The organism is Stenotrophomonas sp. TWI1409, from assembly GCF_039673015.1.
Taxonomy (GTDB): domain Bacteria; phylum Pseudomonadota; class Gammaproteobacteria; order Xanthomonadales; family Xanthomonadaceae; genus Stenotrophomonas; species Stenotrophomonas maltophilia_A.
In genome coordinates this window covers 1-22,704 of record NZ_JBDJKU010000003.1, presented here as the reverse complement: position 1 = coordinate 22,704, position 22,704 = coordinate 1, and the positions used below count along the sequence as shown (strand labels likewise).

Below are 22,704 nucleotides of genomic sequence, written 5' to 3'. Positions count from 1 at the left end.
TCTTTGGAAGCAGTCGTATGTTCAGCCCTGACACCTCCATCAGTGAGTTCATCCCGTTGTCGTCGCATGTCGCCCCGAACGTGGTCAAGACCACGGGCGGCGACTACCTGCTGACCTGGCATCTGGAAGGGCTGCCGTTTGTCGGCCGAGAGGAGTGGGAGCTCGAGCATCGCCACAACACGTTCAACCGTCTGCTGCAGACGTTGCGCGCGCCTGACTTTGTCAACGTAGCCTTCTGGGTGCACGACATCCGTCGCCGTCGCACGTTGAAGGGCAAGAGCAACTACAGGCAGCGCTTCAACCAGGACGTTTCCGACCAGTACATGGGCATGCTGTCCTCGCAGCGCATCATGCAGAACGAGCTGTACCTGACCATGATCTATCGCCCGGTGGTGGCGGGCAAACGCTTCGTCGAAAAGTCGGCGAACGTGGAGAAGCTGCGCGCCGAGCAGGAGCAGGCGGTAGAGAAGTTGATGGAAATGGCCGGCAACGTCGAGGCCGTGATCCGCGACTACGCGCCGTATCGCCTGGGTATGTACGAAGCCAAGAATGGCGTGGTGTTCTCGGAAACGCTGGAGCTGTTCGGTTACCTGATCAATCGCATCGACGAGCCGGTGCCGGTGCTGTCGGCACCGATCAAGGATTACCTGCCGGTCAGTCGCCACATGTTCTCGGCCAAGACCGGCGATTTTGCGATCAATACTCCCAACGGTGCCAATCACTACGGCGCCATTCTGAACATCAAGGAGTATGCCGAGGGGACTTACCCGGGCATCCTCAACGGCCTGAAGTACCTCGACTACGAATACGTCATCACCCATTCGTTCAGCCCGATGGGGCGCCAGGACGCGCTGAAGGTGCTCGACCGCACCAAGGGCATGATGATCTCCTCCGGCGACAAGGCGGTCAGCCAGATCGTCGAGCTGGACCAGGCCATGGATCAGCTGTCGTCGGGCAACTTCGTGCTGGGTGAATACCACTTCATCATGGCGGTCTACGGCGACACGCAGGCCAAGCTTTCGCAGAACGTCGCCTCGACCCGCGCCGAGCTGTCCAACGCCGGGTTCGTATCGACCAAGGAAGACCTGGCGGTTACCTCGTCGTTCTATTCGCAGCTGCCGGGCAACTGGCGCTATCGCACACGCCTGGCCAATGTCAGCTCGCTGAACTTCCTGGGCCTGTCGCCGCTGCACAACTTCGCCACCGGTAAGCAGCACAACAACCCGTGGGGCGACTGCGTCACCACGCTGCAGACCACCAATGGCCAGCCGTACTACTTCAATTTCCATGCGACCCATCCCTCGGAGAATTCGCTGGGTGAGAAGGCGATCGCCAATACCATGGTGATCGGCAAGTCCGGTACCGGTAAAACCGCGCTGATCAACTTCCTGCTCAGCCAGGTGCAGAAGTACGAGCCGTCGCCGACCATCTTCTTCTTCGACAAGGACCGCGGCGCGGAGATCTTCGTGCGCGCCTGCGGTGGCAACTATCTGGCCCTGGAGAACGGCGCGCCGACTGGCTTCAACCCGTTCCAGTGCGAGAACAATGAAGCCAACCTGCAGTTCCTGGCTGACCTGATCAAGGTGCTGGCCGGCAAGCGCGAGTACAGCGCCCGTGAGGAAGAGGATATCTACCGCGCGGTGGAGAGCATGCTCGATACGCCAATGCACCTGCGCAGCATGACCAACTTCCAGAAGAGCCTGCCCAATATGGGCGACGATGGCCTCTACGCGCGCATGCGCCGCTGGACCTCGGGCAACTCGCTGGGCTGGGTGTTCGATAATCCGATCGATACCGTTGACCTGAGCAAGGCCAACATCATCGGCTTCGACTACACCGACATCATCGACAATCCTGAAGTGCGCGTGCCGGTGATCAATTACCTGCTGCACCGCCTGGAGTCGCTGATCGACGGTCGTCCGCTGATCTATGTGATGGACGAATTCTGGAAGATCCTGGACGGCGAAGGTGGCCTGAAGGAGTTCGCGAAGAACAAGCAGAAGACCATCCGTAAGCAGAACGGTCTCGGCATCTTCGCAACGCAGAGCCCGGAGGACGCGCTGAAGAGTGATATCTCCGCTGCCCTGATCGAGCAGACCGCTACCCTGATCCTGCTGCCGAACCCGAATGCCAGCAAGAGCGACTATATGGACGGCCTGAAGCTGACCGAGGCCGAGTTCAGGGTGGTGACCGCATTGGACGAGCGCTCGCGCTGCTTCCTGGTCAAGCAGGGCCATGCCTCCAGCGTGTGCCAGCTCAACCTGCGCGGCATGGACGACATCCTGTCGGTGATCTCAGCTTCGACCGACAACATCGATGTCATGCATCGGGTCCTGCAGACGGCCGCGGTCCGCAATCGCGTCACTGTAGACGAGCTCAGCCCGGAGCAGTGGCTGGAAGATTTCTACAAGAACCGGAAGGGATCGGGAAAGGAACCCCGGTCCGACGCGGCCTGACGGCCGTGCGAGCAGGAGACAGGCAAGTGGACGTCAATCAGAACAACAGGAGTTTTCCCATGAACAACGTCAAGCGTCGGGCCAGCGCCCGCAAGGTACTCAAGCCGATGGCCAAGGTGCTCGGCGTTGCCTTGGCCCTCTCAGCGACCAATGCGGGCGCCATCGGCCCGGTGCAGGAAACGGGTCCTGCACTGTGGCAGCACATCCTCAATCAGATCAATACGTACCAGGCCCGTTTCCAGGAGAAGTACCAGTTCGTCAAGGAGAACACCCAGTGGGCACGGGACTGGGCGCAGACGATCAAGGAGTACCAGGAGACGATGGTCCAGATCCAGGGCATCGTGAATTCCTTCGGGTTGCCGGATTCCGCCCCGCTGACGCCGGTGCCACCCAATTATCTGGTTGCCGAGACCTGCGGAATCGGCACCGACCTGAAGACTCTCGCGACCCGGGTCGTTTTCAATTTCAAGGGCGATTGGAAAGATCAGCAGCAACAGATCTGCGTGAACATCCGGATGATGCAGAACCGCAAGTACAACGATGCGGTGGACTTCATGCTCAAGACGATGCCGTCGTTCTTCGATAGCCTCGATGCAATCGAGAAGCAGCGAAATGTCAGCAATCTGCTCGGCAACGTCAACGCAACGCAGAACGACACGTTGCGCACCGCGAACGACATGGCAGCCAAGGCAAAGTCCTTCGAGGCACAGCAGAAGGCCTACGATGCCTACATCGAGGTGATGGAAGCCAATCAGAAGGTCGTTGCACAGGCAGCGCTGAAGGGCGACCCGATGAAGACCATTGCCAGTGATCTGGTCAAGACGGCGGCGCTGAAGGCAGCGCTGTCCATCGACTGATGCATGGAATGGAGCACCAAGGGTGCGCGCGTCTGCGTCGCCCCTCATGTGATTGCAGTATTACCAAGGGAATGTGGGTATGACGATCAGGTCGATTGCCAACTTTGATTTTTCGGGCGGATTCCAGGATCTGATGGGGCACGTCGCGCGTGTCCAGTCGATTGGCGATTTCGTGTTCTTCAAGCTGATCCTGGACTACCTGCGGGACAGGATCGGCAAGTTCGGCTTCGACCTGATGGACAACATGATGGCGTGGGTGGGCGGCATCGCGCTGACCCTCATGACCTTGTGGGTGCTGATCCAAGGCTATCGAATCGTTACAGGCCGCAGCCGCGATTCGATGATGGTCCTGGTAACCAACATGGCGCGCGCAGCGTTGATTGTTGCCGTTGCCACCAGCATGGGCATGTTCGGGCGCGATCTTCATGAGTTCCTGACCGAGGACGTGAAGGGGCTGATCACCCATGTTGTCACTGGCAAGGATCAGAAGCCGGAAGAGCAGATCGACAAGAGTCTGGCTTGGATGCAGGTGGCGCTGTCCAGCATTGATGGCATCAAGATTCTGAATGACCCTGGATTGCAGGAAGACAAGACCCGGGCCATGTGGTTCATCGGCCTCGGCACCGGCGGTCCAGCGGTGACTGCGGGTTCAATGCTTCTGCTCTACGAAGTAGCAATGGCGTTGTTCATCGGATTCGGGCCGTTGTTCATTCTTTGCCTTCTGTTCGACCAGACCAAGCAGTTGTTCCAGCGATGGTTGTTCTATGGCATCGGAACCATGTTCTCGATGGCGGTGCTGGCGGCAATGGTGTCAATCGCACTGGACATGGTAATTCGCGTGTCCGCCTCGTTCTGGGTGACAGCGCTGGTGAACAAGTTCCCGCTGATGGGAGCGTCCAGCGACGGCATGACCAGTCAGGCGATGCAGCAGGGCGGCATGGGATTGATCCTGACGACCCTGATTCTGACTGCGCCCCCAATGGCGGCCATGTTCTTCCAGGGCACCTTGGGTAGCTTCATGGCATATTCGCAGATAGGTGGCAGCCCGGTTGCGCAGGCGCCGGGCCCGAGTGGGCAGCCGCCGGGTAGTTACTACACGCCGGCCGCTCCGGAGAAGGGGCAGTCCGGCCAGGACAGTGGTGCGCATGATCGACATGCGACCGCACGTTCAACCCTTCCGTCGTCGGAATCCTCCAGGGTTGCCGAAACCGGTCTCAGAGCTGCACATCCCGGCAATCAATAGCCCCATGCGTACGGAGTAGAAGTGTGAAATACATGTTTCCTCTCATTCTTGTCGGCTTGCTCCTATGTTTGTTTGTGACGGGTGAGGCGAGAGCGGAAGGGCGTTGTCCGCCAGGGCAGTACCCCATTGGTGGTCAGGGCGTAGGTGGATGCGCACCTATTCCGGGCTCTGGTACCGGTGGCGTCCAGAGCGGCCCCATTGCTACTGGGCGTTGGATCAAGACTTGGGGGGCTATTGCGGGGGCGGCAAGCACGGGCGATATGGGGGCTTCCGTTGGAAGGCGTTCCAAGCGAGAGGCTGTCTCAGAAGCGCTTGCTCGGTGCGCGACACATGGAGCGAAAGACTGCAAGATCGATACAACGTACAAGAACCAGTGCGTCGCATATGCTGACCCTGAGCCGAGCAGTAAGGGAATAGTTTCTATTTCAGTCGCCGGCTCAAGAGAGGAGGCGACCAGTCGGGTTCTCTCCTACTGTGCGAAGAACGGTGGAGGGCAATGCAAGGTGTTGTACACGGATTGTGCTGAGCCAATATTTGAATCTTTCTGAGCTATGTCAGTCGAATCACAGGTGAGATTCTTGAATGGGCCTTTGCATGATGGAGATGGCCTGCCGAAAAGCAGGCCATCTCATTTGTCGGCGAGCTGGAGCAGCTGATCTAGTTGGTAGGGTTAGGTGTCTTCACTAATCACCTGAGTGCAGTTGTATGGGGTTTCCCTCGTCTGGGACATGGTAATTTTGGCGTCGGATTCGTTCTGAACAAAGGCGCTGGTGAACAAGCCAAGTCCCGTTCGACGAGCAACACCTCCTGGAAGTAGGCTGCGTGCGCGTCAAAAATGCTGATGCATCTGGCCCTCAAGCGCAGGCGCTTTTCCGTCGATGAGGACTTTGGCGACGAGCATTGCGGGTCACGCTGCGCGGCGCAGAAGGGGGGGCGTGGGCTTGATCCTGACGGACACTATTCCGACTATCCCCAATGGCGGCCATGTTCTTCCAGGGCACCTTGGGTAGCTTCATGGCATATTCGCAGATAGGTGGCAGCCCTGTTGCGCAGGCGCCGGGTCCGAGCGGGCAGCCGTCGGGTAGTTATTACACGCCGGACAAGCCGTCGACGAGCGGTGGCAGTCAATCGGGTGGATCGACTTCAGTTGGGAGCAATGTCGTAGTCACTGGCAGCAACTCCACAGTTGGGTCAGGCAATTCTGATACTGGTCGTAAAGGCTTAGCTTCGAACTAGAGGCCGGAAATGAAGTCAATTCGTGTCTATTCAGGTGTAGTACTCCTGCTGGGTGTGGGAATCATTGCCTGCCAATTGCCACAGACGGCCAATGCAGAAGGTAGGTGTCCTCCTGGTCAGTATCCAATTGGCGGTCAGGGAGTCGGCGGCTGTGCTCCCATCCCAGGTGGTACCACTGGAGCAGGCCAAGCGTCGCCTGTTGCGACAGGGCGTTGGATCAAGACTTGGGGGGCCATCGCTTTAGCGAAGGGGGGCGATGTCGGCGTGGCTCTCGGTAAGCGAAAGAAGAGGGATGCGGCTTCGGAGTCCCTTGCTAATTGCGCACAGCGGGGGGCTACGGATTGCAGGGTGGTATTGGAGTTCAATAATCAATGCGCAGCATTCGTATCCCCCAGTGATGCAAGATTTGGTGGCTCCACGTTTGCGCGTGCGGCATCTGTTGATGCTGCGAGTAAGATGGCTGTGGATGCGTGCTTAAAACAGGGGAGCGATGGCTGTAAAGTGATTTATTCTGGATGCACCGAGCCTGAGTTTGAGAGCTTCTGAGGTTGCGCTTATGAGTTTCTGGCTGAAAACGTAGAAATGCCTGATTAGCCGGAAAAGACCAGGCACCGGAAGAGCAGATCGACAAGAGTCTGGCTTGGATGCAGGTGGCGCTGTCCAGTATTGATGGCATCAAGATTCTGAATGACCCTGGATTGCAGGAAGACAAGACCCGGGCCATTTGGTTCATCGGCCTCGGCACCGGCGGTCCAGCGGTAACTGCGGGTTCAATGCTTCTGCGCTACGAAGTAGCAATAGCGTTGTTCATCGGATTCGGGCCGTTGTTCATTCTTTGCCTTCTGTTCGACCAGACCAAGCAGTTGTTCCAGCGATGGTTGTTCTATGGCATCGGAACCATGTTGGCGGTGCTGGCGGCAATGGTGTCGATCGCACTGGAGATGGTGATTCGCGTGTCCGCCTCGTTCTGGGTGACAGCGCTGGTGAACAAGTTTCCGCTGATGGGCGCGTCCAGCGACGGCATGACCAGTCAGGTGATGCAGCAGGGCGTCCTGACGACCCTGATTCTGACTGCGCCCCCAATGGCGGCCATGTTCTTCCAGGGCACCTTGGGTAGCTTCATGGCATATTCGCAGATAGGTGGCAGTGCTGGGGCTGTGTCGCCTGGTCCGAATGGCCAACCGGCAGGGAGCTATTACGCTCCTCCGAAGCCCTCTAACAGTACTGACGCTCCGACGGCGGGTCAGGATGCGGCTGCCGGGACAGCTCGCATGACCTTGCCACAGAACTCAGCGCCAACGATTCACGACACGGGCCTTCGCGGGGTGAATCGTTAACTTGATGCGTCGCCGGGAAGTTGGCGCAAATTCTTGATCTGCTGTCGAGTGGTTTCTTATGAGAATGAATAATTTTCTATTGCTGATTCTCCTGTTCCTTGCCCCACTAGTTGCATATGGGGAGGGGCGCTGCCCGCCAGGTCAGTATCCGATTGGCGGGCAGGGTGCGGGTGGCTGTGCCCCGATTCCAGCCTCTCAGGGTGAGGGGAGTTCCGGGCCGCGTGCGATAGGTAAGTGGATCAAGACCTGGGGAGCCATATCCCGATCTGTTGTGACCGGTGATGTGGGAGCTTCGGTTGGAAAGAGATCAAAGGCCGAGGCCGTCGCTGAGGCTCAGTCCCGCTGTGCGACATATGGTGCGAAAGATTGCTCTGTAGGGATAACGTATAAAAACCAGTGCGTCGCTTATGCGGATCCGGCTCCGGGCTCTAAAGGATTGATTTCAATGGCCGGTGGTCCAACGAGAGAGGCCGCTTCCACTGAGGTTCTGAAGTACTGTGCTGCTCACGGCGGTGGGCAGTGCACGATCAAGTACACGGATTGCAGTGAGCCAATCTTCCAAGAGTTCTGATTGCTCTATGGAGCTGGGTTGACACATCCGACGTCCAACACCTATCGCACTTTGGTAGAGGGATCAGAGTGGCTGGGGCCATCATGAAATGAACTCTCGAAGCTGAATTCGGGAGTTCGGTCCCATGCCCGAAGAAGTGGGCTGCGTGCGCGTCAAAAATGCTGACGCATCTGGCCCTCAATCGCAGGCGCTTTCCCGTCGATGAGGACTTTGGCGAAGAGCATTGCGGATGACGCTGCGCGGCGCAGAAGGGGGGGGCGTGGGCTTGATCCTGACGAACACTATTCTGACTATCCCCAATGGCGGCCATGTTCTTCCAGGGTACCTTGGGTAGCTTCATGGCACATTCGCAGATAGGTGGCAGCCCGGTTGCGCAGGCGCCGGGTAGCTACTATTCGCCGGCCCAGACAAAGGATCATTCCAGTGCTTCATCGGTCAGTTCCTGCCACGGCGCGACTTCTGGTTACGGTATTGGGCGATCAGGTGAGATCAAGCAAGATACTGGAAAATATGGGCAGGCTGGTGCCTAGCGTGAAATGACAGTGTCGATTGATAGAGGTGTAAGTATGAAGTGCATTGTCGTGCTTTTGCTGCTCGTTATTTCTAATGTGGCGTTGGCAGAAGGGCGGTGCCCCCCAGGTCAGTACCCGGTGGGAGGGCAGGGCGTAGGAGGTTGTGCGCCAATTCCGGGCGGTCAAATTGGTGGTGAGAGCAATGGCCCCACGCCAACTGGCAAGTGGGAAACCCGGTGGGGTGCTTTGGCGCAAGATGCAGACCATCAAGTAGGCCAGAATTTGGCGATTGGTGTGGCAGAGGTCAAAAAATCAAAGAGAGAAGCCAGGTCTCTCGCGCTCTCTGAATGTCAGCGCATGGGGGGGCAGAAGTGTAAAGTTATTCTTGAGTACCACAATCAATGCGCCGCGCTAGCCGGCCCGGTGATTGGCTCAATACCCCTGGCCGATGTGACAACCGTGGCGTATCGATCACCTAATGAAGAGGATGCGAAGGCGGAATCAGTGCGCCGTTGTGAATCCGAGGGTAAGGGGCGCAGTTGTACCGTTATCTACTCTGCGTGCAGCATGTCTGAGTTTAAGCCTTTCCGCTGATGGAATCCTCGCGTTGGGTGAGCTTTGTTGCACGCCGAGGTTCTTCTTATTTGTTTTAGAGGTGGCCTGCTGAGAAGCGGGCTATTTCTATTTCTCACTTCCGCCTAAGACATCGACTTTGCCTTTGGGGTTGGAATCGCTGGCCATAGGTATGGTGATTCGCGTGTCTGCGTCGTTCGGGGTGACCCCGCTGGTGAACAAGTTCCCGCTGATGGGCGCGTCCAGCGACGGCATGACCAGTCAGGCGATGCAGTAGGGCGGCATGGGATTGATCCTGACGACCCTGATTCTGACTGCGCCCCCAATGGCGGCCATGTTCTTCCAGGGCACCTTGGGTAGCTTCATGGCATATTCGCAGATAGGTGGCAGCCCTGTTGCGCAGGCGCCGGGCCCGAGTGGGCAGCCGCCGGGTAGCTACTACTCGCCGGATAAGCCGGAGAAGGGGCGTACTGCAGACGCCGGTGACTACAGTAATCAGTCAACAAGCTGCATGACATTGCCGCAGTCGGATGCAACAAGGATTGCGGAAACTGGCCAGCGAGCTGCTCATCCTGGTAGACAGTGATTTCAGGCGTATTGGAGAGTTAACGTGAAGCGCATTGTGATCTCCCTCTTTTGGATTTGCTCTGCTTTGTTCTTGCTTGTGACAGCAGATGTCCAAGCGGAGGGGCGCTGCCCGCCCGGACAGTATCCGATTGGCGGACAGGGGGTTGGTGGATGTGCGCCAATACCGGGCTCCAATGGAGGCGCTGCGGGGTCCAGTGGTCCGGTCGCGACAGGCCGCTGGATCAAAACCTGGGGAGCTATTGCAACCGCAGTAAGCACGGGCGATATGGGGGCATCAGTCGGAAGGCGTTCAAAGCAGGAAGCTGTGTCCGAGGCGCTTTCCCGTTGCGCGACCCATGGCGCTAGAGATTGCAAAGTCGGAACTACCTATAAGAACCAGTGCGTTGCATATGCTGATCCCGAGAGGGGGAGTAAGGGGCGCGTCTCCTATTCGGTTGCAGGCTCCAAGGAGGAGGCTACAAATCGAGTTTTGTCCCATTGCGCGGACATCGGTGGTGGGCAGTGCAAAGTTCTATATACAGATTGTTCTGAGCCGATCTTTGAGTCGTTCTAGTCTCATGGTTGCCGTGACATCCCGCCGAGATCGAGTGGCGCGACGGTCCTAGTGGGCAAATGTTCTTTTACTGCGCTGTGGAGAAGTGTTGCAAGGCTATCGAATCGGTACAGGCTGCAGCCGCGACTCGATGATGGTCCTGGTAACCAACATGGCGCGGGCAGCGTTGATTGTGGCCGTTGCCACCAGCATGGGCATGTTCGGGCGCGATAAGCAGCGCACGCTTTCCGCGCAACCTCAGGCCGGCGGGGCTGCGGGAGGCGATGCATCCCCGGCGCCATCCACCGCGGATCTGTTTTTCGGATAAGCCACCATTCACGTTAACTGCGCTTTTTCTGTGATCAAGTGCGCTTTTCATCCCAAGCTCCCTTCGACGAGCCCCGCCTCCTCGAAGTAAGCTGCGTGCGCGTCAAAATCCCGACGCATCGGTGCCATCGAACGCAGGAGCTTTTCCGTCCATGAGGACTCTGACGACCCACGATGCGGATGTTGATTGCGACCATCGCAGACGCCGCAGGGCCGGGGCTATCATCCGCCATGGTGGAAACCGGAGCCTGCAGCGCAGCGCATGGTTTCCCGGTCGTCGCGCGGGTACTGGAAAGTCAGGATTGAAGGAGTCGCAGGGGATGCAGAAGGGGAGTGGCGTACACATGGACAATGCCTTGGCGTTCGTTCCGTCCGGCGCGAACCTGCTGGAGGCGGTACGCGGCGATCTCACCGGCAACGGGATCGACGACCAGTTGCTGGTGATCGATCAACCGGCACCCGACGGCTTGGTGCCCGGCGAGCACGGTCCCAACCGGGTGTTGTTGCTGCTGCTGGGTGACGCCGCGGGCCGATGGCAGTTGGCCGCGCGCAACGACAAGCTGGTGCCGTGCTCCACCCGTGGGGGCATTGCCGGCGACCCCTTCGCGTACGTGACCATCGAGGATGGCGCGTTCAGTGTGATCACCAACGGCGGGAGCCGTGAGCGCTGGAGCAGCATCTACACGTTCCGCTACGTTCCGGCCGACGAGGCCTGTTGGGTGCATGGCGTGCAGCGCAGGGTGGTCGACACCGAGACCGAGGCCAGTCATACACGCGATTTCTCGGCGGCCGAACTTGGTCGGGTGCGGTTCGAGGATTTCGATCCGTCCGTTGTCGCCGACGTGAGCTTGCCCTGAGTGCCATGCCTGTGAGGAGGCGGGAGTACCCAACGATGATCGAGCAGGAGTTTCACCGTGTCGCAGGATAGAGAGTCGCAGTTGCTGCGGCAGGCCACGGAGGCCGGCATCACCTCGTCCCGGGAACTGGCCAACTTCATGGCGCAGGCCGGGCACGAGTCCCGTGGCCTGAGCCGGCTCAATGAAAGTTTCAACTTCACCCGGGGTATCTCGCAGATCCCGGTGGAAGCGGCGTGGCGCAATGGCAATGGCGCGCTTGAGGACGCCCGCCAGGACGCGTTGCGCGGCCGTCCGGAGAATCTGGCCGAGCTGATGTACGGCGGGCGCATGGGCAATGATGCGCCCGGCGACGCATTGAAGTATCACGGTCGCGGCTATCTGCCGCTGGTCGGCAAAGAGAATTACGAGCGTGCCGGCAAGGCGCTGGATCTGGATCTGGTGAATCAACCGGAACTGGCCGCGCAGCCTGAGCATGCGGGCCGTATTGCGGTGTGGCAGTGGCAAACGCGCGTGCCGGAGGCGGCGCGCGAGGATGTGCGCGAAGCGACGCGCGCGATCAATGGTGGCCTTAACGGCATCGAGGCCCGCCAGCAGCGATTCGATGCGTGGCAGCAGAAGCTGACGCCTGATGTGATGGCGCGGCTGGAGCGGGGCGAAGTAGGGGCGCCGGCGCAGCAGGCCACCCTGCGCGACATGTCGCAGCCGGGCGAGCCGGGACACGCCCTGTTCCAGGGGGCACGCCAGCACCTGCAGCAGATGGGGGTGCAGAGCGGACTGCGCAGTGAACAGGAACTGGACAACGCCGCCGGCGCGCTGGCGTTGAGCGCGCAGAAGGCCGGCCTGTCGCGTATCGATCATCTGCTGGCGGGCAACGACGGGCGCACGCTGTTTGCGGTGCAGGGCACGCTGGGAGATCCGGCGATGCTGCGTGCGTCCGTTGACCGGGAGCAGGCCGCCCAGCAGCCGCTGGCGCAGAGCAGCCAGCAGTTGGCTGCCAGTGTCGCCCAGCAGGACCCGGCGGCCGCGCTCGCCCGCGAGCAGGAGCAGCGTTCTCGATCCCTGTAACACCTGATGCCGGCGGGCAGGGGATCCGCCGGCGCTTTACGTACGACGCGTGGCGCCCTGTGGCGCCGACATGGAAACCCACTCGGAAGGACACCACATGCGAATCGTTCCCTCGAATGCCCGGCACGTCGCTGCCCGCTGCGATGCATCCGCGCGCCGCCTGCCGCCGCTCTGGCTGCTGTCACTTGGACTTGCCGCAGCGTCGGCACAGGCTCAGGCTCAGGAGACATCGGCGCCCGTCGTGGAGGCGCCCATCGCCGCCGAGGCGATCGTTGACGCGCCTGCAGGGATGGCACCTGTTGCAGCGCCCATGGCCACCGAAACCATTGTCGCGGTGCCGGCTCCCGATGTACCGGCTGCCGTGACACCTCCTGCGACACCAGTGGTGGACGCGCAGCCGGCGCCGGCTGCAGACCCGACGCCTGTGCCCGTTGCATCCGCAGCGGCGGCGCCTGTCGCTGCACCGCCTGCTGTCGTCGAGCCAGCCGTCCCGGCGGTAGCTCCCGCGCCACCCGCCTTGGTCATCGCGCCGTTGCCGCCCGAGCAGGCGACCGAGCGTGCGCTTGGTGCCCGCTGCCCGGTGGATCTGGCTGGGCGGCTGGCGGCCCAGGGCGAGCTGCTGATCGGCGCCTGCCAGGGCACGATGCCGGCGCATCTGGCCGCGCTGCTGGTCGCGCTGCCCCAGCAGGACATCCACCTGCCGCGCAGCTGGCGCGAGCGTGAGGTGCAACAGAAGGTTTGGTTCAAGGCGGTGCCGGGCTACGGCCAGCGCCCGGACTTCATCGCGCGGATGGGCGACATCTGGGTGCGCTCGCTGGAAGGACGCGACGCCGACAGCACGTTCTACCTGGTGTCGGCACCGTTCACCTGCAGCGACCGGGTCGCCAACCGCGATGAGTACGGCGCGGAGCCGGTACGTGTGCCAGCGGGTGACTGCCGCGAGGCCTATGTGGCCCAGCGTGTGTACCAGGTTCGCGGGGACGCCGCGCCGAGGGATGTGACCGCCGATGCCATGCCGGCCATGCCCCAGGTGACGGAGGCCGATCGTGCGCGGCAGCTGTCGCGCGACGGCCGGATCAGCTTGGACCACAGCAAGCTGCAGTACGGCCCGGCCATGCGGTGGTTCGTGCAGTACCCGGAGGCAGCGCAGAAGGGCGGTCCGCGTGCCTACAGTGACTGGAACCGCGAGCACCTGGCCTTCGTGGTCTGGACTGGGGATCGCTTCGAGCTGCGCGAAAAGGTCGCGCGGGCGCAGTGGCCCTGTGATCCGGTAGCGCCGGGTGATCGCGCCTGTGGTGGCTTCCCGGATTCCGGGCCGGATCTGTTCGTGATCGCCAGTGCGTCCGCGCCGGTCGCGGCCTCAAGCCCCTGAGGCAGAGGGCCGAAGTGACGCGGGAGCCGGATTGACCGGCTCCCGCGCTGTTCATCAGGCCTGCATGCTGCGGGTCTGGTTCTGCTGTTGTTCCAGTTGTTGATCGCGGTCCTGTGCCAGGCGCTGTCCCGCGGCTTGCTGATCAATGCGCTGGCTGCTCTGCTCCAGCGGGGTGTTCATCGCCACGGCCGTGTCCACCGACACGCGCAGATGCGCCGGGTCGCCGCCCTGGCCCTGCACCGCGAAGCTGCGCGAAGCATCGGCATTCATCACCACCTCGTCGATGCGCTTGCCGCCTGCAGCGTGCATCTCCGCCGCCAGGCTACCGGCCAACTGCGTACTCATCACATCCGGCACGCGGCCGACGCGAACGTCCTGCGCATGCACGCCACGGATAGCGTCGTTGAACAGCGGGTTGCCCAGGTGATTGGCATCGTCCATGCGCAGCATGCTGGTGTGATGGCCGTTCTTCTCCGCCTCGCGACGGGCCGGCTCACCGGGCTGCAGCGGGCCGCGGATGTGGTCGTACAGATCGATGGCGCCGCCCGGGATGCCGCGTGCCGCGCGGGTGACGCCACGACGCAGTGATTCCACGTCGTCGCGGTACTCCTCGATCATCTTGGCGTTGTCTTTCGCCAGTTTCTGCGTTTCCGGGTGCTTCAGCACCGAGCCTTCGTTGAGGAAGTTGCCCAGTTTGTGCGCGCCGAATGAGCTGGTGGCCGCGATGATCGGACGGTCTGGAATCAGATCACGCAGGGCGTGATTGCTGAAGCCGTTTGCCGCGAGCGTCTTGATCTCGTCGGGCTTGGCGTAGATGCGGACCTGGCCAAAGTGCGGCGAGGCAGCGCTGACCGGATCGGAGGCCATGACGTGGTTGATCATGGTGTTGCCGCCTTCCGGGATACGGTAGCTGAGGCTGACCGCGCCGTAGGCATTGAAGGTCTCGCCCTTGACGTTGAAGTGGTGCGAGGTGATCTGGGCCAGGGCGCCGCCGAGGGAGTGGCCTGTGACGGTGACCTGAGGCGCGCGGCCTCCAAATGCAGCTTCCTGCTTCGCGTAGTCCAGCGCGCTTTTGGTCAGGGCGATGGCATCGGGGGCCTGCACATTGGTGCGGGCAACGACCATGCCTCCGTCGGTGAGGATTGCATCACGAGCAATCTGTTCGGTGCCGCGATGAGCGACGACGATCTCGTTGGTGTCGGTGCGTTGGTAAATGGTGCCTTGGTAGCCGTTGAGTCGATTGTCGACATGCTCAAGTACTTTGTACTCGTGTCCGTTGAGCGTGACTTTCTCTTCCTGGCCCGGAGCCCGTCGCCCGACTGCACGATCCTTATAGGCGTCATCGGAAAGTGCGGCGTAGTCCTGAGAGGTGATGGTCATTGGGTGACCTCACTGGCGCTGAGGCTCATGGTGAACAGCTTGCCCCGCAGCTCGGCTACGTAGTCTGTAGGATTGGTCTTGCCCGTGGCCGGATAGTTGGCAGCAAGCGGTGCCCGCGGATAGGCCGCGTCCGGGTAGTAGAGCGTATGCGCGCTACCTTCGGTCAGTGGCTTGGCCTCGACGAAGGTCAGGAAGCGCGTTTCGCCTTCAGCACCCGTTGCCTTCAGCATCGCCCCTGCGCCGCTGAACTCCCACTTGCACACGCCGCGGCCGTAGTAGTCCTCATCCAGCATGCGGTCCACATACAGCGTGCCGCGGTACTCGCCGTCGGCGACCTTGCGCAGCTCCACCGGCTCCTGGCTGGTGATGCGTGCGGCGGTACCGGTGGCCGGTTCGATGTGCCCGCACTGGTCTTCGTTGGTCACGTCGTACTGCGCGACACCTTCAACCACCGCGAACTCACCGGGTGCATCCTTCAGGCGCAGTACCAGTTCATAGGCCTTGCGCGGGCTGGGGTTGAGCTTGGCGAGGCCACGCCCACCCTGGGCGACATCGGCTTCAGCAGCGGCACGTTCCTGGTTCATGGCGGTCTCCGGATTGCAGGCGGTCAATAGAAGCAGAGCAAGGCACGGGATCATCTTGTGGCGCAATGTCGGCCTCCTTTGGGGGTAGATGGATGGTTGAACTGGCGGCTCATGGCGCGAGTTTCTGCACAGTGGTGGTGGTCGAGAACAGCGCGTCGCGCAGATCGGCACGATAGCTGGAAGGATCTTCCTCGCCGCTCGCTCCGTATCCGATGATCTCTTCGATTCGGGGGTAGTCGGCGCGTGGGTAGTGCCGCGTCACCCGGCTCCCCGCGTCCATGCGCTCCTTGTCGATGAACGTCAGGAATCGCGTATCCGCCTCGCCGGTCGTAGCGCGCAACATCGCACCGACTCCCGTCAGCGCCCAATGGCAGACACCACGCCCGTAGTAATCCTCGTCCTGCATGCGGTCGAGGTAGAACGTACCGCGGTACTCGTTCTCACCGACCTTGCGCAGCGTGACGAGCTCCTGGCTGGTAATACGGCTGGCGGTACCGGTCGCCCTCAGGACCCGGCCGCAGTCCTTGTGGTTGCTGACGTCGTACTGGGCAACGCCCTCGACCACCGCGAAGGGACCGGGGGCATCCTTCAGTGTCAGCACCAGCTCGTAGCCTTGCTGCGGTGATGGGTTGAGTTTGGCCAGGCCGCGCCCACCAGCGGCGACGTCGCGCTCGGCATCAGCATAGGGCGAGCATGCGGCCAGTGGGATAAGGGCGAGCAACGCCAGCAGCGGCTGCCTTTTCCTTTCAGGGAGCGCTACTCCCATGGCCTGATCCTGCATCGTGCGTCCATGTCCATATATCCTTCCTGGGTGACAGGTTTCTCGATTATGGAGCGTGTCAGGAACGCTGCGCCACCGCCGCGACGGCTTTTTGACGCGCCCGATGCGGTGTATTCCGGCGAATCGATTGCAGCACAGGGGATTCGGGCGTCGCGTTGGCCTTGCTGGCAGGGGCTGCTCGCGGTTGAATCTGCGACCTAAATCAATAATTCACGCATTCATCACATTATCAAAGGCGTTCTCTTGAACTGCATGATCCGCACCGAAACCACGGCCGACCACGCCGCCATCCATGCACTCACCGAGGCCGCCTTCCGCGAAGCCCTGCACAGCAGCCACACCGAGCAGTTCATCGTCGACGCCCTGCGCACCCGCGGGGAGTTGAGCATTTCGCTGGTCGCCGAAACTCAGGGCCAGGTGGTCGGTCACATTGCCCTGTCGCCGGTGACGGTCAGCGATGGCAGCACGGGCTGGTTTGGTCTGGGCCCGATCTCGGTAGTGCCCGCGTGGCAGGGGCAGGGCATCGGTGCGGCCCTGATGCGCGCCGCACTTGAAGCACTGCGTCAGCAGGGTGCGCATGGCTGTGTATTGCTGGGCGAGCCGGCCTATTACGGGCGCTTCGGCTTCCGTGCCGAGCCGGGCCTGGTGTTGCCGGGCGTGCCGGCGGAGTACTTCCAGGCGTTTTGCCTGCAGCCTCCGCTGGCTCAGGGCGAGGTGCAGTACTCACCGGCCTTCGAGGCGACAGCCTGAGCCACGGCGGGCGTGCGCCCGCTCAGGGCGCGCGCCAGACGGTCGGTTCGGGTTGCGGTTTCGGAATGCGGTAGCCGCCGATATGCTCGAGAATTTCATTGGTACGACGCTGCTCGACCAGTACCTCACGCAGCAGGTTGCGCACGGCGAAGATGGCGAACGGCACCAGGATCCAGACCAGGCTGATGCCCAGCGCAAACAGGGTCAACAGGGCTTTTGCACCATCCATGTACGGCATTCCTTGATCGAAAGCAGCCACGCTAGCACGCAGCTGCTGCCAACGGATGTCAGGCCTTATGCCGAAGGTGGATCAGCGGATACGGGCGGCCCTGCGAATCCAGCGGCGAACGACCGGTTTCGACAAAGCCCATGCGCAGGTAGAAACCTACGGCCTGCGCGTTCTGTGCGTTGACGTCGGTGCTCAGCTGCGGATGCTGGGCCAGTGCGTGCTGCAGCAGTTGACGGCCGATACCGGTCCCGCGCACGTCCGGATCGATGAACAGCGCTTCCATGTGGGTGCCATCGATCAGCATGAATCCCTGCGGCTGGTCCTGTGCATTGACGGCGACGGTCATCGGCGCCTGCGGCAGGAAAGCGGCCACTTCGGCATCGATGGCCTGGCGGTCTTCGGTACTGAGGAAGTCGTGGGTGGCGTCGACGGCGCGGCGCCAGAGATCGACAAGGGCGGCGCCGTCGTCGGCGCGAGAGGGACGGAGGGTGGTCATGTGTTCACCAAGGTGCTTGACAGGAATACGCATTGTGAAGCTTTCCGGCCGTGCCTGCAGGTGCGGGTTCATCCGGCGTTGCGATGGCGGATGAAGGGAATGTAGGCAGTCGCTTCCGCGCGCAGCGCCACACCATCCTCGAAGTCCTCACTGTTGTTGAAGGGCACGGTCGGCCACTGCCGCCATCGCGACAGTCGCTCGCGGTAGGAAAGGGTGGCTGCAACCAATGCTTCGTCGTGGGCCTGCACGCGTTCCGCTGCAAGCCCTGAGCGCACGCCGTGCACCATATGCGGCTCCATCACCTCGAAGCCGACGTAGCGCAGGCTGTACATCAACGGCCACAGCAACAGCCGGGTATCGCCTTCGCGGCCATCGACCGCGCACGCCCGCGCCGAAGAGCCGGTGGTGACGCTCAGCAACGCACGCTTGCCCTGCATCACGCCGCGCTCGTGGCGTTGCCGGCTGTTGTACATCGGCCCGTAGACCAGCACGCGGTCCAGCCAGCCCTTGAGGATGGCCGGCGCCGCAAACCACCACAGTGGGAACTGCAGGATCACCAGGTCCGCGGCCTGCAGCAGCTGCAGGTGATGCCGCACATCGGCGGGCAACTGGTCGTGTTCGGCGCTGTAGCGTTGTTCGCGCTGGGCATCGAAGCGCTCGGGCTGCAGGCGCCGTGGATGGTGCCAGGCCGCTTCCAGCGGATCGAAGCCTTCTGCATACAGGTCGACCATGTCCACCTGCAGATGGTCGTGCCGCAGCTGCTCGGCCGCCTGCATGGCCAGGTGGGCATTGAAGGAACGGGGTTCGGGGTGGGCCAGCAGGATCAGGGCGCGCATGGGGCGAGGTGTTCGTGGAGTGTGCGACCATCCTCGCGATGCCGGCATGCCCCGGCAATTACGCACTTTGAGGTAACCATGGCCTTTCCCGGTGATGTCTATGCCGCCGACTGCTCGGCGCGCGATGCGCTGGCACTGATCTCCGGCAAGTGGGTGATGCTGCTGCTGCCGGCATTGGCCGAGGGCCCGCAACGCAATGGTGCGCTGCTGCGGAAGATCGAAGGCATCTCGCAGAAGGTGCTGACCCAGACCCTGCGGCAGCTGGTGCGCAACGGCCTGATCGAGCGCTGCGATCTGGGCGGCAAGCCACTGCACGTGGAGTACCGGTTGACCGAGGTTGCGCGCAGTCTGGTAGACACCCTGACCGCGTTGGACCGTTGGGCCGAGCACAATTTCCCGGCGCTGGACGCTGCCCGCGAGCGCTTCGACGCGCGCTAGCGGCGCCTGCACGGCTGCGGGCGTACAATGCGGCCCCGGCGGCCATCCTGGCCCTGCAGACACGCGAGAACCGCCATGACCGACGCCCTGGGTGTGCCGGTGCACGACACCGACGAACACTGGATGCGCCACGCGCTGGCGCTGGCCGAGCGCGCACAACGCGAGTTCGACGAGATCCCGGTGGGTGCAGTGCTGGTCGGTGCCGACGGCCAACTGCTGGGCGAGGGCTGGAACCTCAACATCGCCTCGCATGACCCCAGCGCACACGCCGAGATCGTGGCCATGCGGGCGGGCGGAAAATTGCTGGCGAACCATCGCCTGCTTGGCAGCACGCTGTATGTGACCCTGGAGCCGTGTGCGATGTGCGCAATGGCGATCGTGCACGCGCGCGTTGCACGGTTGGTCTACGGTGCCAGCGACCCCAAGACTGGTGCCTGCGGCAGCGTGTTCGACCTCATTGGCGATGCCCGCCACAACCACCGGGTGGAGATCCACGGTGGGGTACTGGCCAAGGAAGCCAGCATGCGCCTGACCAACTACTTCCGCGCCAAGCGTGGCAAGCCGCCGCTGTTGCTGGAAGACCACGCCAGCGAGGGCTGAGGGGCGAACGGGTATGATGGGCGCCTCTTTCCATCACCGGTAGGCCGCGCGCCTGCCCAGCAACGAGGCGACACATGGCGGACAACGGCGCGGCCAACGAACGACTGATCTGGATCGACCTGGAAATGACCGGGTTGGATACCGACAACGATTCGATCATCGAGATCGCCACCGTAGTCACTGACGCCCAGCTCAACGTGCTGGCCGAAGGTCCGGAATTCGCCATCCACCATCCGCTGGAAACGCTGGAAGCGATGGACGAGTGGAACCGCAACCAGCACCGCCGTTCGGGCCTGTGGCAGCGTGTGGTGGACAGCACGGTGACCCTTGCCCAAGCTGAAGCGCAGACGGTGAATTTCCTGGCGCAGTGGATCCCGGCCGGCCTCTCGCCGATGTGCGGCAACTCCATCTGCCAGGACCGCCGCTTCCTGCACCGCCAGATGCCGCGCCTGGAGAAGTACTTCCACTACCGCAACCTGGACGTGTCCACGGTGAAGGAGCTGGCCAAGCGCTGGGCGCCGACCGTGGCCGCTGGCGTTGGCAAGAACAGCAACCACACCGCGCTGAGCGATGTGCATGACTCCATCGCCGAGCTGCGTCACTACCGCCAGTTCATGGGCGCGCTGTCGGGGCTGCCGGTTGCCTGAACAACGACGCCGGGCATGGCCCGGCGCTACCGGGTGACACGCGAACTGGTAGTGCCGGCCGCTGGCCGGCAAGGCGCCGGGGGCGGTTCCCTTTCCAGCGGAAAGGGCCCTGATCCCCGCGACGAACCGTTCAACTATCCGGCGCTAAGATCAGCGCCATGAACGAGCCCATCCTGCTTCCCCGCGACATTGCCCACGACGCCCGCGACTGGTCTGACCTGCAGCGGGCGGTGGCCCTGCTGGAAGCGCCGACCCTGACCGCGCGCATGGCCAATCTGGTCGGCACGCCGCTGGAGTTTGCGGTGAAGGCGCTGCCCAAGGCGTTCTCCGGCCGCATCCACGGTGCGGTGCAGGCAGCACTGTTCAAGTCGGCGCAGGCGGCGCTGTGGAGCATGGACAACACGCCCGGCAAGGGGGCATCCACCCGCTGGCACAAGCTGGCGGCAGCGACCTCCGGTGCGGTGGGTGGCGGCTTTGGTTTTGCCGCGCTGTTCATCGAGCTGCCGGTATCGACCACCATCATGATGCGTGCGGTAGCCGACGTGGCCCGTAGCGAGGGCTTCGACCTGTCCGAGTTCAGCACACGCCAGGCCTGCCTGGAGGTGTTCGCGCTGGGCGGCAACTCGCCGCGCGATGACGCCAGCGAGACCGGTTACTACCTGGCCCGTGGCTTCACCACTGATGTGATGCGCCACCTGTCGGCCGAGTTGGCCGGGCGCGTGGTGACCGGCCGCGACCTCACCCTGGGCGTGGCGCCGAAGGAAGCCGGCAAGCTGCTGGCGAAGATGGTGGAGAAGGTGGCCGCGCGCTTCGGCGTGGTGGTCACCGAGAAATTCGCCGCGCAGGCGGTGCCGATCGTGGGTGCGGCCGCCGGTGCGACGTTGAACACCATGTTCACCGACTACTACCAGGACATGGCGCGCGGCCACTTCATCGTGCGCCGGCTGGAGATCAAGTACGGCGAAGACGTGGTGCGCACCTGTTATGACCGCGTGGCGCATGGCGGGGCGTTGATCGAGCCCACGCTGTAACCGGCTTCGGGGTCAGAGCCCTTTGCGTTGCAAAGGGATCCGACCCCGGTTGCGCGCAGGGTCGGATCCCGTTCCGCAGGAAGGGGCTCTGACCCTCGGCCGGCCATCCTTGCCTCGGGGGAACAATTGTTTTGCCAGCGCATGCCTGTTGCGTGGCAGCCGGCATCCCCATCCTTTGCGGCACTCCCCCCGCAAGAGATCGCCGCCATGTTGTTCACCCCCCACCGCCTGGGCGCCTTGACCCTGCCCAACCGTATCGTGATGCCGCCGATGACCCGCTCGCGCGCCGCAGGCGGCAACGTTGCCACTGCCGAGATGGCTGCCTATTACGCGCAGCGGGCCAGCGCCGGCCTGATCGTCAGCGAAGGTACCCAGATCAGCCCGCAGGGCCAGGGCTATGCCTGGACCCCGGGCATCCACAACCCGGAGCAGGTTCAGGGCTGGCGCCAGGTGACCGACGCCGTGCACGCCGCTGGTGGCCGCATCTACGCCCAGCTGTGGCATGTGGGTCGGGTCTCGCACGTGGCCCTGCAGCCCGGTGGTGCCGCGCCGGTGTCGTCGTCGGCGCTGCTGGCCGAGGGCGTGAAGGTGTTTGTCGACCCCACCGGCGCAGGCCCGGAAGCGGGCGTGGGCGAGATGATCCAGCACTCGATGCCGCGCGCGCTGGCCGAGGCCGAGATTCCGGGCATCATCGCCGACTACGCGCAGGCCACCCGCAATGCGCTGGCCGCCGGCTTCGATGGCGTTGAGCTGCACGGAGCCAATGGCTACCTGATCAACCAGTTCATCGACTCGCAGGCCAACCAGCGCAGCGACGGCTATGGCGGCTCGCTGCAGAACCGGCTGCGTTTCCTGCGCGAGGTCGTGCAGGCGGTGACCGCGGTGGCGGGCGGTGATCGTGTGGGCGTGCGCCTGGCGCCGCTGACGACGCTGCAGGGCGCGGTGGACGATACGCCGCAGGCTACCTACCTGGCCGCGGCACACCTGCTGGGCGAGCTGGGCGTGGGCTACCTGCACATCGCCGAGGCCGACTGGGATGACGCACCGCTGATGCCGGTGGCGTTCAAGCAGGCGCTGCGCATGGTCTACCCGGGCACCCTGATCTACGCCGGCAAGTACACCGCCGAGCGCGCCGAGCAGGCACTGACTGAAGGGTGGGCCGACCTGATCGGCTTCGGTCGCCCGTTCATCGCCAACCCGGACCTGCCGGAGCGCCTGCGTCTGGGGGCGGAATTGAACCCGCCTGATCGGGCGACGTTCTTCGGCGGTGGTGCGGTCGGGTTCACCGATTACGCGACGCTGGAAGAAAGCGTCGCCGCCTGATCCTGGGGAGGTTGCCGGCCCGCGGCCGGCCCGACCACGGGGCGCGGGGCCGGGTAGTGGCGGGCGCGGGGCCGCCGGGAGGG

The 22,704-nt window shown here is 62.7% G+C and carries 22 protein-coding genes and 4 pseudogenes; 20 read left to right on the top strand and 6 right to left on the bottom strand.

Annotation, left to right across the window (positions count from 1 at the left end):
• Positions 1 to 17: 17 nt before the first annotated feature.
• From ABE423_RS01845 to ABE423_RS01780, 14 genes and pseudogenes are all read left to right on the top strand, one after another.
• Positions 18 to 2,456 carry a VirB4 family type IV secretion/conjugal transfer ATPase gene (locus tag ABE423_RS01845; protein WP_346484752.1) on the top strand — a complete coding sequence of 813 codons (2,439 nt, stop codon included), beginning with the start codon at positions 18 to 20 and terminating at the stop codon, positions 2,454 to 2,456.
• Positions 2,457 to 2,515: 59 nt separating this feature from the next.
• Entirely contained in the window at positions 2,516 to 3,313 is a 798-nt protein-coding gene (locus tag ABE423_RS01840; RefSeq protein ID WP_049398226.1) for a hypothetical protein, read from the top strand.
• A 79-nt stretch (positions 3,314 to 3,392) separates the two neighbouring features.
• Positions 3,393 to 4,556 (top strand): type IV secretion system protein, encoded by a 1,164-nt coding sequence (locus ABE423_RS01835; RefSeq protein WP_346484750.1) that lies wholly within the window; start codon positions 3,393 to 3,395, stop codon positions 4,554 to 4,556.
• A 32-nt stretch (positions 4,557 to 4,588) separates the two neighbouring features.
• Positions 4,589 to 5,104, top strand: a complete 516-nt coding sequence (locus ABE423_RS01830; protein WP_182267872.1) for a DUF4189 domain-containing protein — start codon at positions 4,589 to 4,591, stop codon at positions 5,102 to 5,104.
• Between the two features lie 697 nt (positions 5,105 to 5,801).
• Entirely contained in the window at positions 5,802 to 6,338 is a 537-nt protein-coding gene (locus tag ABE423_RS01825; protein WP_223276932.1) for a DUF4189 domain-containing protein, read from the top strand.
• Between the two features lie 50 nt (positions 6,339 to 6,388).
• A pseudogene (locus ABE423_RS01820) lies at positions 6,389 to 7,129 on the top strand (type IV secretion system protein); the annotation flags it as partial.
• 58 nt (positions 7,130 to 7,187) lie between these two features.
• Positions 7,188 to 7,700, top strand: coding sequence for a DUF4189 domain-containing protein (locus ABE423_RS01815; protein WP_182266333.1), 513 nt, complete (start codon positions 7,188 to 7,190; stop codon positions 7,698 to 7,700).
• 253 nt (positions 7,701 to 7,953) lie between these two features.
• Positions 7,954 to 8,059 (top strand): annotated as a pseudogene (locus ABE423_RS01810) (conjugal transfer protein TrbL); the annotation flags it as partial.
• 877 nt (positions 8,060 to 8,936) lie between these two features.
• A pseudogene (locus ABE423_RS01805) lies at positions 8,937 to 9,224 on the top strand (type VI secretion protein); the annotation flags it as partial.
• A gap of 171 nt (positions 9,225 to 9,395) precedes the next feature.
• Positions 9,396 to 9,926, top strand: coding sequence for a DUF4189 domain-containing protein (locus tag ABE423_RS01800; protein WP_321210794.1), 531 nt, complete (start codon positions 9,396 to 9,398; stop codon positions 9,924 to 9,926).
• Positions 9,927 to 10,011: 85 nt separating this feature from the next.
• Positions 10,012 to 10,137 (top strand): annotated as a pseudogene (locus ABE423_RS01795) (type VI secretion protein); the annotation flags it as partial.
• A gap of 415 nt (positions 10,138 to 10,552) precedes the next feature.
• The gene (locus ABE423_RS01790; RefSeq protein WP_032129521.1) at positions 10,553 to 11,089 is read left to right on the top strand and encodes a hypothetical protein; all 537 of its coding nucleotides are present in this window, start codon (positions 10,553 to 10,555) and stop codon (positions 11,087 to 11,089) included.
• 57 nt (positions 11,090 to 11,146) lie between these two features.
• Positions 11,147 to 12,154 (top strand): XVIPCD domain-containing protein, encoded by a 1,008-nt coding sequence (locus ABE423_RS01785; RefSeq protein ID WP_182266331.1) that lies wholly within the window; start codon positions 11,147 to 11,149, stop codon positions 12,152 to 12,154.
• Positions 12,155 to 12,671: 517 nt separating this feature from the next.
• Entirely contained in the window at positions 12,672 to 13,526 is an 855-nt protein-coding gene (locus ABE423_RS01780) for a hypothetical protein (protein WP_232528018.1), read from the top strand.
• A 54-nt stretch (positions 13,527 to 13,580) separates the two neighbouring features.
• Here the strand turns inward: ABE423_RS01780 and ABE423_RS01775 are convergent, their stop codons facing one another.
• From ABE423_RS01775 to ABE423_RS01765, 3 genes are read right to left on the bottom strand one after another with little or no spacing between them, the layout of a single operon-like run.
• Positions 13,581 to 14,906, bottom strand: a complete 1,326-nt coding sequence (locus tag ABE423_RS01775; RefSeq protein ID WP_346484746.1) for an XVIPCD domain-containing protein — start codon at positions 14,904 to 14,906, stop codon at positions 13,581 to 13,583.
• Positions 14,903 to 15,556 carry a hypothetical protein gene (locus ABE423_RS01770; RefSeq protein ID WP_346484744.1) on the bottom strand — a complete coding sequence of 218 codons (654 nt, stop codon included), beginning with the start codon at positions 15,554 to 15,556 and terminating at the stop codon, positions 14,903 to 14,905. The genes ABE423_RS01775 and ABE423_RS01770 overlap by 4 nt, the downstream gene beginning before the upstream one ends.
• Positions 15,557 to 15,599: 43 nt before the next feature.
• Entirely contained in the window at positions 15,600 to 16,271 is a 672-nt protein-coding gene (locus tag ABE423_RS01765) for a hypothetical protein (protein ID WP_346484742.1), read from the bottom strand.
• Positions 16,272 to 16,523: 252 nt separating this feature from the next.
• Here ABE423_RS01765 and ABE423_RS01760 point away from each other — a divergent pair, with 252 nt between their 5' ends.
• On the top strand, positions 16,524 to 17,021 hold the full coding sequence (locus tag ABE423_RS01760) for an N-acetyltransferase (RefSeq protein WP_346484740.1): 498 nt from the start codon (positions 16,524 to 16,526) through the stop codon (positions 17,019 to 17,021).
• Between the two features lie 22 nt (positions 17,022 to 17,043).
• On the opposite strand, the gene ABE423_RS01755 is transcribed toward ABE423_RS01760, so the two are convergent.
• The 3 genes from ABE423_RS01755 to ABE423_RS01745 all read right to left on the bottom strand — a co-directional run bounded on the left by ABE423_RS01755 (position 17,044) and on the right by ABE423_RS01745 (position 18,582).
• Positions 17,044 to 17,250: a hypothetical protein gene (locus ABE423_RS01755; protein WP_346484738.1), complete on the bottom strand. Its 207-nt coding sequence runs from the start codon at positions 17,248 to 17,250 to the stop codon at positions 17,044 to 17,046.
• Between the two features lie 58 nt (positions 17,251 to 17,308).
• Positions 17,309 to 17,746: an acetyltransferase gene (locus tag ABE423_RS01750; RefSeq protein WP_346484737.1), complete on the bottom strand. Its 438-nt coding sequence runs from the start codon at positions 17,744 to 17,746 to the stop codon at positions 17,309 to 17,311.
• 68 nt (positions 17,747 to 17,814) lie between these two features.
• Positions 17,815 to 18,582, bottom strand: a complete 768-nt coding sequence (locus tag ABE423_RS01745) for an NAD(P)H-dependent oxidoreductase (RefSeq protein WP_346484735.1) — start codon at positions 18,580 to 18,582, stop codon at positions 17,815 to 17,817.
• 78 nt (positions 18,583 to 18,660) lie between these two features.
• Here ABE423_RS01745 and ABE423_RS01740 point away from each other — a divergent pair, with 78 nt between their 5' ends.
• From ABE423_RS01740 to ABE423_RS01720, 5 genes are all read left to right on the top strand, one after another.
• Entirely contained in the window at positions 18,661 to 19,020 is a 360-nt protein-coding gene (locus tag ABE423_RS01740; RefSeq protein ID WP_346484733.1) for a helix-turn-helix domain-containing protein, read from the top strand.
• Positions 19,021 to 19,095: 75 nt separating this feature from the next.
• Positions 19,096 to 19,620, top strand: a complete 525-nt coding sequence (gene tadA / locus ABE423_RS01735) for a tRNA adenosine(34) deaminase TadA (RefSeq protein ID WP_032129512.1) — start codon at positions 19,096 to 19,098, stop codon at positions 19,618 to 19,620.
• 74 nt (positions 19,621 to 19,694) lie between these two features.
• Positions 19,695 to 20,267, top strand: a complete 573-nt coding sequence (gene orn / locus ABE423_RS01730; RefSeq protein WP_107431636.1) for an oligoribonuclease — start codon at positions 19,695 to 19,697, stop codon at positions 20,265 to 20,267.
• Positions 20,268 to 20,425: 158 nt separating this feature from the next.
• Complete coding sequence (locus tag ABE423_RS01725) at positions 20,426 to 21,298, top strand: EcsC family protein (RefSeq protein WP_346484730.1); 873 nt, start codon at positions 20,426 to 20,428, stop codon at positions 21,296 to 21,298.
• Between the two features lie 207 nt (positions 21,299 to 21,505).
• A complete protein-coding gene (locus tag ABE423_RS01720) occupies positions 21,506 to 22,621 on the top strand; it encodes an alkene reductase (protein WP_346484728.1) in 1,116 nt (371 codons plus the stop codon).
• Positions 22,622 to 22,704: the final 83 nt, after the last annotated feature.

Excerpts from the sequence above, each read along its gene's own strand:
- ABE423_RS01845 (WP_346484752.1), top strand. The coding sequence starts at position 18 with ATGTTCAGCCCTGACACCTCCATCAGTGAGTTCATCCCGTTGTCGTCG.
- ABE423_RS01840 (WP_049398226.1), top strand. The coding sequence starts at position 2,516 with ATGAACAACGTCAAGCGTCGGGCCAGCGCCCGCAAGGTACTCAAGCCG.
- ABE423_RS01835 (WP_346484750.1), top strand. The coding sequence starts at position 3,393 with ATGACGATCAGGTCGATTGCCAACTTTGATTTTTCGGGCGGATTCCAG.
- ABE423_RS01830 (WP_182267872.1), top strand. The coding sequence starts at position 4,589 with ATGTTTCCTCTCATTCTTGTCGGCTTGCTCCTATGTTTGTTTGTGACG.
- ABE423_RS01825 (WP_223276932.1), top strand. The coding sequence starts at position 5,802 with ATGAAGTCAATTCGTGTCTATTCAGGTGTAGTACTCCTGCTGGGTGTG.
- ABE423_RS01815 (WP_182266333.1), top strand. The coding sequence starts at position 7,188 with ATGAGAATGAATAATTTTCTATTGCTGATTCTCCTGTTCCTTGCCCCA.
- ABE423_RS01790 (WP_032129521.1), top strand. The coding sequence starts at position 10,553 with ATGCAGAAGGGGAGTGGCGTACACATGGACAATGCCTTGGCGTTCGTT.
- ABE423_RS01775 (WP_346484746.1), bottom strand. The coding sequence starts at position 14,906 with ATGACCATCACCTCTCAGGACTACGCCGCACTTTCCGATGACGCCTAT.
- ABE423_RS01765 (WP_346484742.1), bottom strand. The coding sequence starts at position 16,271 with ATGCAGGATCAGGCCATGGGAGTAGCGCTCCCTGAAAGGAAAAGGCAG.
- ABE423_RS01760 (WP_346484740.1), top strand. The coding sequence starts at position 16,524 with ATGATCCGCACCGAAACCACGGCCGACCACGCCGCCATCCATGCACTC.
- ABE423_RS01755 (WP_346484738.1), bottom strand. The coding sequence starts at position 17,250 with ATGGATGGTGCAAAAGCCCTGTTGACCCTGTTTGCGCTGGGCATCAGC.
- ABE423_RS01750 (WP_346484737.1), bottom strand. The coding sequence starts at position 17,746 with ATGACCACCCTCCGTCCCTCTCGCGCCGACGACGGCGCCGCCCTTGTC.
- ABE423_RS01745 (WP_346484735.1), bottom strand. The coding sequence starts at position 18,582 with ATGCGCGCCCTGATCCTGCTGGCCCACCCCGAACCCCGTTCCTTCAAT.
- ABE423_RS01740 (WP_346484733.1), top strand. The coding sequence starts at position 18,661 with ATGGCCTTTCCCGGTGATGTCTATGCCGCCGACTGCTCGGCGCGCGAT.
- tadA (WP_032129512.1), top strand. The coding sequence starts at position 19,096 with ATGACCGACGCCCTGGGTGTGCCGGTGCACGACACCGACGAACACTGG.
- orn (WP_107431636.1), top strand. The coding sequence starts at position 19,695 with ATGGCGGACAACGGCGCGGCCAACGAACGACTGATCTGGATCGACCTG.
- ABE423_RS01725 (WP_346484730.1), top strand. The coding sequence starts at position 20,426 with ATGAACGAGCCCATCCTGCTTCCCCGCGACATTGCCCACGACGCCCGC.
- ABE423_RS01720 (WP_346484728.1), top strand. The coding sequence starts at position 21,506 with ATGTTGTTCACCCCCCACCGCCTGGGCGCCTTGACCCTGCCCAACCGT.